Origin of the sequence: Blastococcus sp. URHD0036, from assembly GCF_000701365.1 — a bacterium.
GTDB lineage: Bacteria > Actinomycetota > Actinomycetes > Mycobacteriales > Geodermatophilaceae > Trujillonella.
The window spans coordinates 109,552-125,845 of record NZ_JNIK01000016.1; the positions used below are offsets into that span (position 1 = coordinate 109,552).

The following is a 16,294-nucleotide window of genomic DNA, read 5'->3' on the forward strand; positions in this document are numbered from 1 at the left end:
CGCAGGACCGCCGTCCGCCGCCGCGGCGCGGCGGTCCGCCGCCCGGACGGCTGCGCCGCTTCGTGCTGCGCCACGGGTGGCGGGCCTACGCCATCCCGCTGCTGACCGTCGCCACGCTGCTGGCGCTGGTCGACCTCGCGCGCACCGACGCCGACGCCGACCCGGCCTCCGGTGCGGCCGCGGCGGCGTCTTCGTCGGCGGCGGAGCGGTCGGACGACGTGGGTGGCCCCGGGACGCCGGCCCCGACCGCCGCGGCCGTGGGCGAGGGGGCGCCGACCTCGACGCCGTCCGAGGCGGCCACGGCCACCTACGTCGAACAGGGCGCGGGCACCGTCACCGTCGTCCCGGGGTCCTCGCCGGTCTACGGCACCGGGCCGCTGCAGCGCTTCGCCGTCGAGGTGGAGGACGGCATCGGCGTCGACGGGGTGGCCTTCGCCGCCGCGGTCGAGCAGACGCTGGCCGACCCTCGCGGGTGGGGGAACGGCGGGCAGATGTCCTTCCAGCGCGTCGGCGTGGAGGAGGAGGCAGCCGGGGACTACGACTTCAAGGTCAGCCTGATCAGCCCCGGCAACATGGAGACCTACTGCCCGGGGGTCGGCACCCAGGGGTACACGTCCTGCCGGTACGGCGACCGTGCGGTCATCAACCTGGCGCGCTGGGAGACCGCCGTCCCCGACTACGAGGGCGACGTCGCCACCTACCGCCTCTACGTGGTGAACCACGAGGTCGGGCACGCCCTGGGCAACGGGCACGAGCAGTGCGGGGGCGCCGGCGAGCTGGCCCCGGTCATGCAGCAGCAGACCCTCGGACTGGAGGGCTGCACCAAGAACCCCTGGCCCTACCCCGCCTGAGCCGGGGGGCGGGCGGCGGGAAGAACGGCACCTGGGACGCTGTTGTGCGAACCAAGGCCGGCTCCGGGAGGGGCCGCGGTCCGCAACCCGAGGAGCAAGCGTGTCCCTGCCACCGCTGGTGGAGCCCGCCGCCGACCTGTCGATCGACGAGGTCCGCCGTTACAGCCGCCACCTGATCATCCCCGACGTCGGCATGGACGGGCAGAAGCGACTCAAGAACGCCAAGGTGCTCGCCGTCGGCGCGGGTGGCCTGGGTTCGCCGGTGCTGATGTACCTGGCGGCCGCCGGTGTCGGCACGCTCGGCATCGTCGAGTTCGACACCGTCGACGAGTCGAACCTGCAGCGCCAGATCATCCACGGCGCCTCCGACGTGGGCCGGTCCAAGGCCGAGAGCGCGCGGGACTCCATCAAGGAGATCAACCCCTACGTCGACGTCCGCCTGCACGAGACGCGGCTGGACAGCGAGAACGTGCTGGAGATCTTCGCCGACTACGACCTCATCGTCGACGGCACCGACAACTTCGCCACGCGGTACCTGGTGAACGACGCCGCCGTGCTGCTGAACAAGCCGTACGTGTGGGGCTCGATCTATCGCTTCGACGGCCAGGTCTCGGTCTTCTGGAACGACCACGGCCCGAACTACCGCGACCTGTACCCGGTGCCCCCGCCGCCCGGCATGGTGCCCAGCTGCGCCGAGGGCGGCGTGCTCGGTGTCCTCTGCGCGACGATCGGCGCCATCCAGGCCACCGAGGCGGTCAAGCTGATCACCGGCATCGGCGAGACGCTGCTCGGCCGGCTGATGGTCTACGACGCCCTGGAGATGACCTTCCGCACGATCAAGGTGCGCAAGGACCCCGAGGGTGAGCCGATCACGGAGCTCATCGACTACGAGACCTTCTGCGGCGTCGTCTCCACCGAGGCGCAGGAGGCGGCCGCGGGCGCGACGATCACCGTCGACGAGCTCAAGGACATGATGGATGCCGGCAAGGACTTCGAGCTGATCGACGTCCGGGAGCCCAACGAGTACGAGATCGTGTCGATCCCCGGCGCGAAGCTCATCCCCAAGGACGAGCTGCTGTCGGGCCGGGCGCTGTCGCAGCTGCCGCAGGACAGGCCGATCGTGCTGCACTGCAAGACCGGCGTCCGCTCCGCGGAGGTCCTCGCGGCGATCAAGAACGCCGGGTTCAAGGACGCCGTCCACGTCCAGGGCGGCGTGACCGCCTGGGCGACCCGCATCGACAAGGCACTGCCCACCTACTAGGCCGTGCCGCCCGCAGGGCCCGCCCCCCACCGGGGGCGGGCCCTGCGTCGTGTCGGGGGTGCGGGGTTGACTGGACGACGTGCCCCCCGCCGACGACGCCGCACTGCTCGAGCTCTTCCAGCGCGCCCAGAACGCCTTCACCGACCTGGTCGACGCCGTCGAGGCCGGCCGGTGGGACGACGAGGCGCTGCCCGGCTGGACCGTCGCCGACCTGGTCGCCCACCTCGTCGACGAGGCCCGCTGGATCCCCGACCTGCTGGCCGGTGACCCCGCCGAGCTGGTCGACCCCCGGTTCTCGCACGCCACCGACGACCTGCTCGGCGACGACCCGCTGACGGCGTGGGAGACCGCAGCCGACGCCGCGCTCGCCGCCCTGGCCACCGGCGACCTCGCCGGCACGGTCCACCTGACCCGCGGTCCGACGCCGGTGCGCGAGTACGTCGAGGAGCTGACCGCAGACCTCGTCGTCCACGGCTGGGACCTCGCCTCCGCCACCGGCGGCGACGTGCGGATCGACCCGGCGCTCGTGCGGGCCGCGGCCGTGCTGGCCGACCGGCTGCCGGACGACGGCGTGCCGGGGCTGTTCGACCCGCCGCTGGAGGTGCCGGACGGCGCTCCCGAGCAGGTGCGGGTGCTCGCCCGCTTCGGCCGCCGCGCCTGAGGTGGCAGACCCCGCGGACGTCGACGAGGCGGTGTACGACGCGGTCGAGGCGATCCCGCCCGGCCGGGTGAGCACCTACGGCGCGATCGGCCGGCTGGTCGGCGTCGGCCCCCGGCGGGTGGCCCGGGCGCTGGCGCAGGGCGGGGGAGCGGTGCCCTGGTTCCGGGTGATCCGGGCCGACGGGACGGCCGCCGAGCCGGTGCGGGCGCGCCAGCTGGAGCTGCTGGCCGGCGAGGGCGTGCCCGTGCGCAACGGCCGGGTGGACCTGCGCGCGGTGGGCTGGCCGGACTGACCCGCCGTCGTCCCGGGGTCTGACGCCCGGCCGGCCGTGATCGTCCCGCAGGCCGACGCGCCGAGGTGAGCTGCGGAGATGGACTGTCGGCATGCACACGACGCTCGTCCGGCCGCCTGCACCGCACCCGCCCCGTCCGCGCGCCCGGCGGCTGGTCCGCCGGCTCGCGGCCACCGGACTGGTCGGGGTGCTGCTCCTCCTGGTCCTCACCGCCTCGGCGTGGCTGGCCACCCCCGGCGTGGGCGACGCCCGCGAGCGGGCGGACGCGCTGCTGGCCGCGCACGGCGCACCGGCGCTGGAGGGCGAGCTCCCCGACCGCGTGGTCGCCGCCGTGCTCGCCACCGAGGACAGCCGCTTCGCCGGCCACGCGGGCATCGACTGGCGCGGCGCCCTCCGTGCCCCGTGGGGCGTGCTGACCGGTGAGGACCTCGGCGGCTCGACCCTGGACCAGCAGCTGGCCAAGAACCTCTACGAGGACGGGGCGAACGACGCCCTGGCCCGGCTGGGCTCCGTCGTCCTCGCGGTGAAGCTCGACGCGCACTGGACCAAGGACGAGCTGCTGCGCATGTACCTGGACAGCGCCTACTTCGGGCACGGGTTCACCGGCGTCACCGCGGCGAGCGAGGGCTACTTCGGGCTCGCCCCCGGCGAGCTGTCCTGGTCGCAGGCCAGCCTGCTGGCCGGTCTCCTGCAGGCGCCCAGCGCCTACGACCCGCTCGAGCACCCCGACCGGGCGGCCGCGCGCCAGGAGCACGTGCTCGACCGGCTGGTCGACGTCGGGGCGCTCTCGAGGGCGGACGCCGACGAACTCGGCCCGGCCTCGTGGGACCTCCTCGGCGGCTGAGTCCCGGGTTCCGCACCAGCCCCGGGAGTGTCGGTGACCCGTGCTCCCATAGAGGCGTGGCAGTTCGGGGGGAGGTCGAGCCGGTCTACCGGCTCGTGCAGCAGGAGAAGCCGCAGGGGGCCCGGCCGCGGCTGGACCCGACCCAGCAGGCGGTCGTCGACCACCCGGGTGGTCCGCTGCTGGTGCTCGCCGGTCCCGGCACCGGGAAGACGACGACGATCGTCGAGGCGGTCGCCGCGCGCATCGACGCGGGCGTCGACCCCGAGCAGATCCTCGTCCTGACGTTCAGCCGCAAGGCCGCCGCCGAGCTGCGCACCCGCATCACCGCGCGGGTCGCGCGCACGATCCGCGAACCGCTGGCCCGCACCTTCCACTCCTACGCCTACGGCGTGCTCCGCCGGGCGGCCCTGCTGCGCGGAGAGGCGCCGCCGCGGCTGCTCACCGCCGCCGAGCAGGACGCCGTCGTCGCCGAGCTGCTGCGCGGTGACCTGGCCGAGGAGGGAGCGGTCCGCTGGCCGGAGTCGCTCACGCCCGCCCTCGCGACGGCGGGCTTCCGCACCGAGCTGCGCGAGCTGCTCCTGCGTGCCACCGAGCGCGGCGTCGGCGCCGAGGCGCTGGCCGCGTGGGGCCGGGAGCTCGGCCACGACGCGTGGGTGCACGCCGCCGCCTTCCAGGAGCAGTACGAGGCCGTCACCGCCTTCTCCACCGCCGGCCGGGGGGATGCCTCGGGCTACGACCCCGCCGAGCTGGTCCGGGCCGCGATCGCCGAGCTCGCGACCGATCCGGAGCTGCTGCGCCAGGAGCGCGAGCGGGCCCGCTGGCTGTTCGTCGACGAGTACCAGGACACCGACCCCGCCCAGGTGGAGCTGCTCGAGCTGCTCGCCGGGGGCGGTGGCGACCTCGTCGCCGTCGGCGACCCCGACCAGGCGATCTACGCCTTCCGCGGTGCCGAGCCGCGGGGCATCGTCGAGTTCCCCGAGCGCTTCCGGCACGCCGACGGCCGCCCCGCCCAGCGGCTGTCGCTCGGCGTGTGCCGGCGCTCGGGCGCCGAGCTGCTGGCCATCAGCCGGCGGGTCGCCGAGGGGCTGCCCGGGCCGTGGGAGCACCGGCGGCTGCAGCCGGCCGACGGCACCGCACCCGGCTCGGGCGAGGTGCACGTCTTCGGCTCCACCGCGGTCGAGGCCGCCTACGTCGCCGACGCGCTGCGCCGCTCCCACCTGCTCGACGGCGTCCCGTGGTCGGAGATGGCCGTCGTCGTCCGGACCTCGGTCGCGCTGGGCCCGCTGCGCCGGGCGCTGAGCTCCGCGGGGGTGCCCGTCGCGGTCTCCGCCGACGACCTGCCGCTGCACGCCCAGCCCGCCGTCGCGCCGTTCCTCGGCCTGCTGACCGTGCTGCTGCCGCGGCCGGGGGTGCCCGAGGGGGAGCTGCCGCTCGACGAGCCCGCCGCCGAGGCGCTGCTGGCCTCGCCGCTGGGCAGCGCCACCGTGCTGGACCTGCGCCGGCTCCGGCGGGCGGTGCGCATCGCCCTCGCCCAGCGCGGCATCGACGCCGCCGAGCGGGGCGCGCCCCTGGCCACCGTGCTGACCGACGAGTTCCTCCTCGCCGAGGTCCCCGAGCACCTCGCCCGTCCCGCCGCCCGGGTGGCCGGGGTGCTCGCCGCCGGCCGCGCCGCGCTCGCCGTCGGCGGCACCGCGGAGGACGTGCTGTGGGCGATGTGGCAGCGCAGCGGCCTGGCCGCGAAGTGGGCCCGGGCCAGCGCCGCCGGCGGCGCCGTAGGGGCCGCAGCCGACCGCGACCTGGACGCCGTCGTGGCGCTGTTCGACGCCGCCGCCGGGTTCGTCGACCGGCTGCCGTCGGCCGACGTCCGGGCGTTCGTCGAGCACCTGGCCGCCCAGGAGCTGCCGGGTGACACCGGCGCCGCGCGCGCCGCCACCCCCGATGCGGTGCGGGTGCTCACCGCACACGCCAGCAAGGGCCTGGAGTGGGACGTCGTCTGCGTGGCCGGCGTGCAGGAGGGCCTGTGGCCGGACCTGCGCGACCGCGGCTCGCTGCTGGGCGCCGAGCTCCTCGTCGAGCGGGCCGCCGGGATCGACGGCGCCTCGGTCGACCGGCGGACCCTCGCCCTGGCCGAGGAGCGGCGGCTGTTCTACGTCGCCTGCACCCGCGCCCGGCGCCGGCTGGTCGTCACCGCCGTCGAGGGCGCGCTGGACGGCGCCGACGCGGGCGCGACCGCCTCCCGCTTCCTCGACCTGGTGTCCCCGCCCCCCGAGGACGGCCGGCGCCTGACCCCGCTGCCCCGCTCGCTGACGCTGCCCGCGCTGGTGGCCGAGCTGCGCCGGGCGGTCACCGACCCGCAGACCCCGCCGGCCCGCCGCTCGGCCGCCGCCGCGGTGCTGCGCCGGCTGGCCGAGGAGCACGTACCGGGTGCCGCGCCCGGCGACTGGTGGGGCCTCGCGCCGCTGTCGGACGACGCGCCGCTGGTACCCGAGGAGCTGACGGTGCGGGTCCGGCCGTCGGCGATCGAGACGTTCCAGCGGTGCCCGCTGCGCTGGGTGCTCGGCGCCGTGGGGGCCGAGGCCTCGCCCGACGCCACCCGCACGGTCGGGACGGCGGTGCACGCGGTGGCCCAGCGCGTGGCCGACGGCCTGCCGCCCGCCGAGGCGAAGGAGGCGCTGGCCGCGGAGCTCGACCTCCTCGACCTCGGGCCCGGGTGGTCCGACCAGCGCCAGCGGGTCGGCGCGCACGACATGCTCGACCGGTTCCTGCGCTGGCACGCCGCCAACGGCCGGGAGCTGCTGGAGGCCGAGGCGGACTTCGACGTCGTCCTCGGCCGGGCACGCATCCGCGGTCAGGTCGACCGGCTGGAGCGCGACGCGGAGGGCCGGCTCGTCGTCGTCGACCTGAAGACCGGCAAGAGCGCGCCGCGGGAGATCGAGACCCACGGCCAGCTCGCCGCCTACCAGGTCGCGATCGCGCAGGGCGCCTTCGGCGACCACGGCGCCCAGCCGGGTGGGGCGGCGCTGCTGCAGGTCGGCACCGGCGCCAAGGCCAAGGAGCAGCACCAGGAGCCGCTGCCGGCCGACGTGCCGGTGGAGCAGACCTGGGCCGGTGAGCTGCTGGCCGAGGTCGGCGAGGGGATGGGTGCGGCCACCTTCGAGGTGCGCACCGGGTCGCACTGCTCCCGCTGCCCGGCCCGCCGGACCTGCCCGCTGCACGAGCGCGGTCGCCAGGTGACCGCGTGAGCGCCCGCCGGGCACCGGCGGAGGAGCAGCTCTCCTTCGACGACCTCTTCGGCGGTGTGCCGGAGCCGGTCCCCACGCCGAAGCGGGTGCTCTCACCGGCCGAGGTGGCGCAGCGGTGCGGGCTCTCCTACGCGCCGTCGGCCGAACAGGCGCGGGTGGTCGCGGCGCCCGCCGACCGGCCGCTGGTCGTCGTCGCCGGAGCGGGGTCGGGCAAGACCGAGACCATGGCCGCGCGGGTGTCGTGGCTGGTCGCCAACCGGGTCGTCGAGCCCGAGGCGATCCTGGGGCTCACCTTCACCCGCAAGGCCGCCAGCGAGCTGAACGAGCGCATCCGCCTGCGGCTGAGCGCCCTGGCCCGGCACCCGGAGACCGAACCGGAGCTGCGCGAACGGCTCGCGATCGCCATGCCCACCGTGTCGACCTACCACGGGTACGCCGCCGCGCTGGTCGCCGAGCACGGGCTGCGGATCGGCGTCGAGCCCGGCGCCGGCGTGCTCGGCCCGGCCATGTGCTGGGGGCAGGCCGCCACCGTCGTCACCAGCTACACCGGCGACATGGACGACGTCCCGCTCGGGCTGGTCTCCACCGTCGAGGACGTGCTGGCCCTGGCCGCCGAGCTGGGCGAGCACGACGTCAGCCCGGCCGCCCTGCGCGCCTGGACGACGACGCTGCAGCACCAGATCGCGAGCTACGCCGACGCCCCGCGCAAGAAGGGGCCCTACGCCCCGGTGCTCGACATGCTCACCCGGCAGCGCGCCCGGGTCGCGCTGCTCCCGCTGGTGGAGGCGTTCCAGGCCCGCAAGCGCGCGGCCGGAGCCATCGACTACGCCGACCAGGTGAGCCACGCCGCCCGCATCGCCGTCGCCGCGCCCGAGGTCGGCCGCCGCGAGCGGGCCCGCTGGCAGGTGGTGCTGCTCGACGAGTACCAGGACACCAGCGTCGGCCAGCTGCGGATGCTGGAAGCGCTGTTCGGCCGGACCACCGGCCACCCGGTGCTGGCCGTCGGCGACCCCCGCCAGTCCATCTACGGCTGGCGCGGTGCCTCGGCCGGCACCATCGAGCGCTTCGACCGCACCTTCCCCGGCTCCCGGGGCAAGCCCGCCCAGCGGCTCACCCTGGCCACCAGCTGGCGCAACGACGAGTCGGTGCTCGCGATCGCCAACGCCGTCTCCGGGCTGCTGCCGCCGCCGCCGCAGGAGCTGCCCGACCTCGCCCCGGCGCCCACCGCGGCGCGCGGTGCGGTGACCGTCGGGCTGTACGAGACCGTCGCCGAGGAGAACGCCGCCCTGGCCGACCGGCTCGCCGCCTGCTGGCACGGCACCGATCCGGAGTTCCGGCCCCGGCAGGGCGGCGGGCGGCCCACCGTCGCCGTCCTGGTCCGCACCCGCAAGCAGCTGGCCGCCATCGCCGCCGCCCTGCGCGAGCGCGACCTGCCCGTCGAGATCGTCGGGCTCGGCGGGCTGCTCGAGGTGCCCGAGGTCTCCGACGTCGTCGCGACGCTCACGGTGCTGGTCGACCCGACCGCCGGTGACGCACTCGGCCGGCTGCTGACCGGCGCGCGGTGGCGGATCGGCCCCCGCGACCTCGCCGCCCTGGAGGCCCGCGCCCGCGCGCTCGTGCACGCCCGGAAGCCCGAGCGTCCGGCCGACGGCACGGCACCGGAGCCGCCGACGGAGCGCGGCAGCATCATCGAGGCGCTCGACGACCTCGGCGACGCGTCGGCCTACTCGACCGCGGCCTGGCGGCGGCTGCGCCGGCTGGGCGCCGAGCTCGACCGGCTGCGCGGCCGGCTCGGTGACGCGCTGCCCGACCTGGTCGACGAGGTCGCCCGCACCCTGGGCCTGGAGACCGAGCTGGCCAGCGCACCCGGCGTCAGTCCGGCCGGCGCCCGGGCGCACCTGGACGCGCTGCACGCCGTCGCCGCGGAGTTCACCGAACTCGCCGAGCTGCCGTCGCTGCCGGCCTTCCTCGGCTACCTGCGCGACGCCGACGAGCGGGAGCGCGGGCTGGAGCCGGGCGAGGTGGCGGTCAACCCGGAGGCGGTGCAGCTGCTCACCGGTCACTCCGCGAAGGGGCTGGAGTGGGACGTCGTCGCCGTCCCGGGCATGACCGCCGACCAGTTCCCGGCGCGGACCGACAGCAGCGACTCCTGGGTCAAGGACCCGGGCTCCATGCCCGTCGACCTGCGCCTCACCGACCGGGAGGAGCTGCCGCGGCTGAAGCTGCCGGTGCCCGGCTCCGGCGACCAGGCGGTGGTCCGCGCCGCGCTCGAGGACTACGTGGCGGAGTGGAAGGAGTTCGGCCTCGCCGAGGAGATCCGCATCGGCTACGTGGCGGTCACCCGAGCCCGGCACCTGCTGCTGTGCTCCGGGAGCTGGTGGCGCGACGGCGTGAAGCCGTGTGGCCCCTCGGTCCTCCTCGACACCGCGCGCCGGGCCTGCGCCGCCGGAGCCGGAGTCGTCGTGCACTGGGCCGAGCCACCCGCCGAGGGAGCCACCAACCCGGCACTGGAGGAGTGGCCGGTCGGCGTCTGGCCGGCCGACCCGCTGTCCGAGCCACGCCGGCGCGCGCTGACCGCCGCCGCCGAGCTGGTCGCCAACTCCGCGCCGCACCCCCTGGACGCCGACCGGCTCGGTGCCGACGACGAGCTGGTCGACTCCTGGGTGCGCGATGCCGACCTGCTGCTGCGCGAGCGCCACCGCACCGACCGGCCCCAGGTCGAGGTGCCGCTGCCCTCGCACCTGTCGGTCTCCGCCCTGGTCACGCTCCGCCGCGACCCGGCCGAGCTCGCCCGCCGGCTGCGCCGCCCGATGCCCGCCGCCCCCGCGCCGCAGGCCCGACGCGGCACCGCGTTCCACGCCTGGCTGGAGGAGCGCTTCGGCGCCTCCCGCCTGCTCGACCTCGACGAGCTCCCCGGCTCCGGCGACGAGCTGGCGGTGCCGGACAGCTCGCTGGCCGATCTGCAGGAGGCGTTCCTCGCCGGTGAGTGGGCCGACCGCCAGCCGGTGGAGGTGGAGGTGCCCTTCGAGACGCCGCTCGGTCCGCTGACGCTGCGCGGGCGGATCGACGCCGTCTTCGCCGACGACAGCGGCCGCTTCGAGGTCATCGACTGGAAGACCGGCCCGCCGCCGAAGGGCGCCGAGCTGACCGCCGCCGGGGTGCAGCTGGCCGCCTACCGGCTGGGCTGGTCGCGGCTGGCCGGGGTGCCGGTCGAGCAGGTCAGCGCCGGGTTCCACCACGTCGCGGCGAACCTGACCCTCCGCCCGGTCGACCTCCTCGACGAGGCCGGACTCCTGGCCCTCGTGGAGGGGACTGCCTGAGTCAGCCGGTGAGCGTCCCGCCGTACTGGCGGACCGATGCACCGTCCGGCGCCTGCAGCACCGCCTCCTCCGTGAGACCGAGCTTGCGCGCTACGGCCAGCGAGGCGCCGTTTCCCGCGTGGATCAGCGCGACGACGCGAGTCAGCCCGCGCTGTCGTGCCCGGTCCAGGACCTCCCAGGCCGCCGCCGTCGCGTAGCCGGACCCCCAGAACCGCCGCCCCAGCCGCCAGCCGACCTCCAGCTCGCCGACCGGACCCCACGGCTGGGGCCACGGCTGGATCCCGGTGAAGCCCGCCACCTCGTCGCCGACCAGGAGCGCGAACAGGCAGAGCCCGGTCGTGTCGGCCAGTTCCTGCTGCCGCCGGACGAACGCCCGGTACCAGTCGAGGTCGCGCACCTCGCCGCTCCCGACGTACCGCATCACCTCGGCGTCGTCGAAGAGCTCCGCCCAGACCTCGGCATCGGCGTCGGTCGGCACGCGCAGGGCCACCGGACCGGTCACGCCTCCCGGAGTCCCTCCACGGCTGCCCGGTAGGCGTCCGCGTCGAAGACGAACGGCCCGAGACCTTCGAGGACCAGCGGCGGCTCGGTCGGCGGCGAGAAGTCGGCCCAGGTGACGGTCGTGTCCGTGATCCGGATGTCCGCCTCCAAGTCCCCGCAGCCGAGGTTCCCGCACCCACAGCCGAGGACCACGACAGCCGGGCCGCCCGCGAGCAGTGGCTCCACCAGCGGCGCTCCGGACGGGCCGATCTCGACGAAGCCGAAGGAGTGGACGCTGCGGCGGGCCCGACGCCGCTCTTGCAGGCCCCTCGACGCGGCAGCGGACCGGACGAGCTCGGGGAGCGGTGCACCGTCGATCCGCGGGACCACCCAACGGATGTCATGAGCCTCGTCCGGGATCTCCTCGGTGAACGACAGCCGGTTCACGTCGAGGCGATGCGGTCCAGGATCGCCCGTGCCAGCGCCTCGGGAGCCTCCTCGGGGATCCAGTGGCTCACGCCGGGCAGCTCCACGAAGCGGTAGTCCCCGGACACGTACTCGCCACACCCCTCCGCGGCGATGCGGCCGATCGCCACGTCGGCGTCGCTCCACACGAACGTCGTCGGCACCGTGACGTCGTCCACCGGCGTCGACGAGCTCATCGCCCGGTACCAGTTCAGCGCCGCGGTGAGGGCGCCCGGCGCCGACAGCACCGCCACGTACTCGTCCACCGACTCCTCGGGCACCACGCCGCCGAACATCCGGCGGAGACGGCGGGCGTCGTCGGCCAGCAGGACCTCCTCGGCCTTGCCCTCCTGCCAGAACAGCCGGATGTACCCCGACCGCTCCTTCTGCTCGGGATCGCTGCGGAAGGCCGCGGTGAACGCGGTCGGGTGCGGCACCGACACCGCGGTCAGCGAGCGCACCCGGTCGCCGTGCCACGCGGCGAGCGCCCACGCGGTGTTCGCACCCCAGTCGTGACCGACGACGTCGGCCACCGGCGCGTCCAGCGCGGTCATCAGGTCGGCGGTCACCTGGGCCAGGTTGGTCATCGCATAGGCGTCCACCTCGGCCGGTCGCGCGCCGGGGGAGTAGCCCAGCTGGTCGACGGCGTAGGTGCGCAGTCCGGCCGAGGTCAGCAGCGGCGTGACGGCGGCCCAGGAGAGCGAGGTCTCCGGGAAGCCGTGCAGCAGCAGAACCGGCCGGCCGTCCTCGGGGCCGTCGGCCCGGACGTCGAAGGTGAGGTCGCCGACGTCCACGCGCTCCAGGCTGGCGGTCATGCCCCGAACGCTAGCGGGACCGCCCCGTTACCGTCGGGGCGTGACGAGCCCCGAACGTGCGTTCGTGCACGCCCACCTCGACGAGCTGCACGCCGACCTCGACGCCTGGCTGCGCATCCCCTCGATCTCGGCCGACCCGGCCCGTGCCGCCGACGTCGCGCGCAGCGCAGAGTGGCTGGCCGGCGCCCTGCGGCGCACCGGCTTCCCGACCGTGGAGATCTGGCCGACCCCCGGCGCCCCGGCCGTCTACGCCGAGTGGCCCTCGGCCGACGCCGGCGCCCCGGTTGCGCTGGTCTACGGCCACCACGACGTGCAGCCGGTCGATCCGGTCGAGCTGTGGGAACACCCGCCGTTCGAGCCGACCGTCGTCGAGGCGGCCGACGGGCCCGAACTGCACGCCCGCGGCGCCATCGACGACAAGGGCAACGTGGCCTTCCACCTGCTCGGGCTGCGCGCGCACCTCGCCGCCACCGGCCGCGACACCCCCGCCGTCACCGTCAAGCTGCTGATCGAGGGCGAGGAGGAGTCCGGGTCCCCGCACTTCGCCACGCTGCTCCGGGAGCGGGCCGACCGGCTGGCCTGCGACGTCGTGGTGGTCAGCGACACCGGCATGGTCGCGCCGGACGTCCCCAGCGCCGTCGTCGGCATGCGTGGCCTGGCCGACGCCGAGATCACCCTGCGCGGTCCGGCCATCGACCTGCACTCGGGGTCCTTCGGTGGCGGCGTGCCCAACCCGCTGCACGCCATGGCGCAGCTGATCGCGGCACTGCACGACGAGCAGGGCCGCGTCACGCTGCCCGGCTTCTACGACGCCGTCCGCCCGCTGACCGACCGCGAGCGCGAGCTCATGTCGCGCGTGCCGTTCGACGAGCAGGCCTGGCTGGCCGGGCCGGCTGCCTCCCGCGCGGCCACCGGCGAGGCGGGGTTCAGCACGCTCGAACGGATCGGCGCCCGCCCGACCGCCGAGGTCAACGGCATGTGGGGCGGCTACACCGGCCCCGGCCACAAGACGATCATCCCGGCGGAGGCGCACGCCAAGCTGACCTTCCGCCTCGTCGCCGACCAGCGCCCCGAGGACGTCGCCGCGCAGGTCCGCGCCTGGGTCGACGAGCACCTCCCCGAGGGCATCGTGGCCGAGGTGCACAGCCCGCCCGGCGGCGTCTCGCCGTGCGCCAGCGACCTGGACTCCCCGGCGATGGCGGCGCTCCTCGCCGCGATCGGCCAGGCCTTCGACCGCGATCCCGCCGAGGTGCTCTTCACCCGCGAGGGCGGCAGCGGACCCGAGGCCGACCTGGTCGACGTCCTCGGCGCCCCGCTGCTCTTCCTCGGCGCCGGCCTGCCCACCGACCGCATCCACTCGCCGAACGAGCGGGTCCTGCTGCCGATGCTGCACCGCGGCGCCGAGGCCGCCGCCCACCTCTGGCGCGAGCTCGCCGCGGCACCGCGCCGGTGAGCTCCGCGCAGGAGGGCTGGTCGTTCGGCCCCTACCGGATCCTCGGCGTGCTCGGCCGGGGCGGCATGGGCCAGGTGCTCCGCGCGCACGACGTCGAGCACCAGCGCGAGGTCGCGCTCAAGCTGCTGCCCGGTGAACTGGCCGCCGACGAGCACTACCGCGAGCGGTTCCGCCGCGAGGCGCAGATCGCCGCCCGCCTCAACGAGCCGCACGTCGTGCCCATCCACCGCTACGGCGAGATCGACGGGCAGCTCTTCCTCGACATGCGGCTGGTCGACGGGGAGGACCTCGGCTCGCTGATCGCCCGGTCCGGCCCGCTGGCGCCGGCCCGTGCGGCGGACGTCGTCGGCCAGGTGGCCCGCGCGCTGGACGCCGCCCACGCCGGTGGCCTGGTGCACCGCGACGTGAAGCCCTCCAACGTGCTGCTGGTCCGCCGCGCCGACGGCGGCGATCTGGCCGCGTCCGCACCCGGCGACGACTTCGCCTACCTCGCCGACTTCGGCATCGCCCGGACCGCCGACGACCAGGGCACCGGCGGCGGCCTCACCGGGACCGGACTGGCCATCGGCAGCACCGAGTACATGGCGCCGGAGCGCTTCAGCGGCCAGCAGCTCGACGCTAGGGCCGACGTGTACTCGCTGGCCTGCGTGCTGTTCGAGGTGCTCACCGGCCGCCGTCCCTTCGCCCCCGGCGACCCCGTCGCGCTGATGTACGCGCACATGAACGAGCAGCCGACCGCGCCGTCCGCGCTCCGTCCCGGGCTGCCGCCCGCGCTCGACGCCGTCGTCCTGCGCGGCCTGGCCAAGGACCGCGACCAGCGCTGGCAGTCGGCCGGCGCGCTGGCCGCCGCGGCGCGCGAGGCGCTGGCCGGCAGCGGGGTGCCGGTCCCCGCACCGGACGGCGACCGCACCGCCGTCGGCCCGCTCGCCGGGAACGGGAACCGCCCGGCGACCCACGTGCAGTCCGCAGCCGGGGCGCCGCCCACGGTCGTGGGCGCGGTCGCACCCGGCGGCCCGGTCCCGGGGCGGAGCCGGCTCCCGTGGGTGCTCGTCGGGCTGCTGACGGTGGCGGTCCTGGCGCTCGCCGTGCTGGCGTTCGTCCTGGACCGCCAGTCCGACTCCGCCGAGGACGACGCCCGGGCCACCGCCGACCGGCTCGTCGCCCAGGCCCTGCCCGGCGAGGTCTCGCTCGGCGACTGCACGGTCGGGGAGCCGCAGGACGACGAGCTGCGGCGACTCACCTGTCCGGACGGCGACGACGACAGCGACGTGCCCGCGGGCACCTACCGGGTCTACGCCGACGACAGCGGCGAGCAGGCACTCCAGGCCGACGTCGCCGGGCTCGACCGGCTCGAGGAGGTCTACGACTGCGGGTCCGGCGATGTCGGGCAGGGCTGGCTGCGGCTGACCCGCAACTCCGACGACGCCGAGGTCGGCTCCCTCGCCTGCTACGTCGACGACGAGGGGGACGCCGTCCTCACCTGGTCGTGGGACGACCTCGGCACCGTCGCGGTCGTCGAACAACGCGGCGGCGGCGTGGACGGGTTGACCACCCTCCGCGGCTGGTGGGACAGCAACGCCGACCGCGGCATCTGACGCCATACGCTGAGGCCGTGACCGGACCTGGCGAGCCCTCCGCGCCCGCGGGCTGGTACCCCGACCCGGACGGCGCCCCCGGCATGGTGCGCTGGTGGAACGGCCTGGGCTGGTCCGACGTCACGACGCCCGCGGGCCCCGGGGTCGCGGTGCAGGCGGCGCCGACGCTCGCTCCCGCCCGGCCGGTCACCTACCAGCCGGTCGGTGCTCCGCCTCCGCCGCGACCGGGTCGCCTGGCCTGGGGGATCGGGCTGGGCGTGCTGGCGCTGGTGCTCGTCGTCGTCCTCGCGCTGCTCGTCGGCAGGGGTGGTGGCGAGGAGGTCGCGGGCGGGCCGTCGTCCACCGTGGGCCCCTCGGCGTCGTCCGGCCAGGCCTTCCCGCCCGGCACGGTGCGGATCGTCGACCAGGACGCCGGCATCGCCTACCCCTACCTCGGGGACGGCTGGTCGGAGTGGGACCTCGGGCCGATGCTCGAGACGACCGAGACGGCCGGCCAGTACTTCGTCACCCAGGACCAGACCCCCGACGGCATCTTCATCGCGCAGTGCACCTCCGGGCCGCTGTCGCCGGAGTTCGGCTACGCCGGCCCGGGCAGCCTCGAGACGACCCTCGACCAGGTCGTGGACCGGGCACGGGTGAACTACTACCCGGCCCCCAACGAGCAGGAGGTCATCCGCGACGAGGAGCTCACCGTCGACGGCGCCCCCGCACACCTCGTCGAGTTCCGGCTGACCTGGGAGGTCCCCGGCTACGACGCCTCCGGGGAGCGGGCGGCGCTGCTGCTCGTCGACGTCGGGCGCGCCCAGCCCGCGCTGCTCTACCTGTCGATCCCCAACACCCACGCCGAGCTGTACGGCGTCATCGACCAGGTCATCGCCTCCGTCGACGTGCTGTGACATCGCGGTGCGCTCAAGGCGTTGTCCCTGAGGCGGCCACCTCGGCGTCCCGGATGGCCGGTCCGGGGACAACGCTGCGCCCCGCAGCGGGCCACTCCCGCTGGGTCTCCGGGTGCGGC

The 16,294-nt window shown here is 75.8% G+C and carries 13 protein-coding genes; 10 read left to right on the top strand and 3 right to left on the bottom strand.

The window, feature by feature from the left end; genetic code table 11:
• Positions 1-62 precede the first annotated feature (62 nt).
• The 7 genes from N555_RS0116870 (at position 63) to N555_RS0116900 (ending at position 10,471) form a co-directional block, all read left to right on the top strand.
• On the top strand, positions 63-851 hold the full coding sequence (locus N555_RS0116870) for a DUF3152 domain-containing protein (protein WP_231502897.1): 789 nt from the start codon (positions 63-65) through the stop codon (positions 849-851).
• 100 nt (positions 852-951) lie between these two features.
• Positions 952-2,112 carry an adenylyltransferase/sulfurtransferase MoeZ gene (moeZ, locus tag N555_RS0116875; RefSeq protein WP_029432675.1) on the top strand — a complete coding sequence of 387 codons (1,161 nt, stop codon included), beginning with the start codon at positions 952-954 and terminating at the stop codon, positions 2,110-2,112.
• 79 nt (positions 2,113-2,191) lie between these two features.
• Positions 2,192-2,773, top strand: a complete 582-nt coding sequence (locus tag N555_RS0116880; protein WP_081866301.1) for a TIGR03086 family metal-binding protein — start codon at positions 2,192-2,194, stop codon at positions 2,771-2,773.
• A gap of 1 nt (position 2,774) precedes the next feature.
• Positions 2,775-3,065: an MGMT family protein gene (locus tag N555_RS0116885; RefSeq protein WP_029432677.1), complete on the top strand. Its 291-nt coding sequence runs from the start codon at positions 2,775-2,777 to the stop codon at positions 3,063-3,065.
• A gap of 91 nt (positions 3,066-3,156) precedes the next feature.
• Positions 3,157-3,909, top strand: coding sequence for a biosynthetic peptidoglycan transglycosylase (locus N555_RS0116890; protein ID WP_051684174.1), 753 nt, complete (start codon positions 3,157-3,159; stop codon positions 3,907-3,909).
• A gap of 56 nt (positions 3,910-3,965) precedes the next feature.
• Positions 3,966-7,151, top strand: a complete 3,186-nt coding sequence (locus tag N555_RS0116895; protein ID WP_081866302.1) for an ATP-dependent helicase — start codon at positions 3,966-3,968, stop codon at positions 7,149-7,151.
• Positions 7,148-10,471, top strand: a complete 3,324-nt coding sequence (locus tag N555_RS0116900; RefSeq protein ID WP_081866303.1) for an ATP-dependent helicase — start codon at positions 7,148-7,150, stop codon at positions 10,469-10,471. Before N555_RS0116895 ends, N555_RS0116900 begins: the two co-directional genes overlap by 4 nt.
• A gap of 1 nt (position 10,472) precedes the next feature.
• Here N555_RS0116900 and N555_RS28400 read toward each other — a convergent pair whose 3' ends face one another.
• From N555_RS28400 to N555_RS0116915, 3 genes are read right to left on the bottom strand one after another with little or no spacing between them, the layout of a single operon-like run.
• Positions 10,473-10,973 carry a GNAT family N-acetyltransferase gene (locus tag N555_RS28400; RefSeq protein WP_051684175.1) on the bottom strand — a complete coding sequence of 167 codons (501 nt, stop codon included), beginning with the start codon at positions 10,971-10,973 and terminating at the stop codon, positions 10,473-10,475.
• Entirely contained in the window at positions 10,970-11,398 is a 429-nt protein-coding gene (locus N555_RS28405) for a hypothetical protein (RefSeq protein WP_051684176.1), read from the bottom strand. The genes N555_RS28400 and N555_RS28405 overlap by 4 nt, the downstream gene beginning before the upstream one ends.
• Positions 11,395-12,231, bottom strand: coding sequence for an alpha/beta fold hydrolase (locus tag N555_RS0116915; protein ID WP_029432683.1), 837 nt, complete (start codon positions 12,229-12,231; stop codon positions 11,395-11,397). Before N555_RS0116915 ends, N555_RS28405 begins: the two co-directional genes overlap by 4 nt.
• 40 nt (positions 12,232-12,271) lie before the next feature.
• On the opposite strand from N555_RS0116915, the gene N555_RS0116920 reads away from it, so the two are divergent.
• From N555_RS0116920 to N555_RS0116930, 3 genes are read left to right on the top strand one after another with little or no spacing between them, the layout of a single operon-like run.
• Positions 12,272-13,684 (top strand): dipeptidase, encoded by a 1,413-nt coding sequence (locus tag N555_RS0116920; RefSeq protein ID WP_029432684.1) that lies wholly within the window; start codon positions 12,272-12,274, stop codon positions 13,682-13,684.
• Entirely contained in the window at positions 13,681-15,279 is a 1,599-nt protein-coding gene (locus N555_RS28410) for a serine/threonine-protein kinase (protein ID WP_051684178.1), read from the top strand. Before N555_RS0116920 ends, N555_RS28410 begins: the two co-directional genes overlap by 4 nt.
• A 17-nt stretch (positions 15,280-15,296) precedes the next feature.
• On the top strand, positions 15,297-16,175 hold the full coding sequence (locus N555_RS0116930; RefSeq protein ID WP_029432686.1) for a DUF2510 domain-containing protein: 879 nt from the start codon (positions 15,297-15,299) through the stop codon (positions 16,173-16,175).
• Positions 16,176-16,294 lie beyond the last annotated feature (119 nt).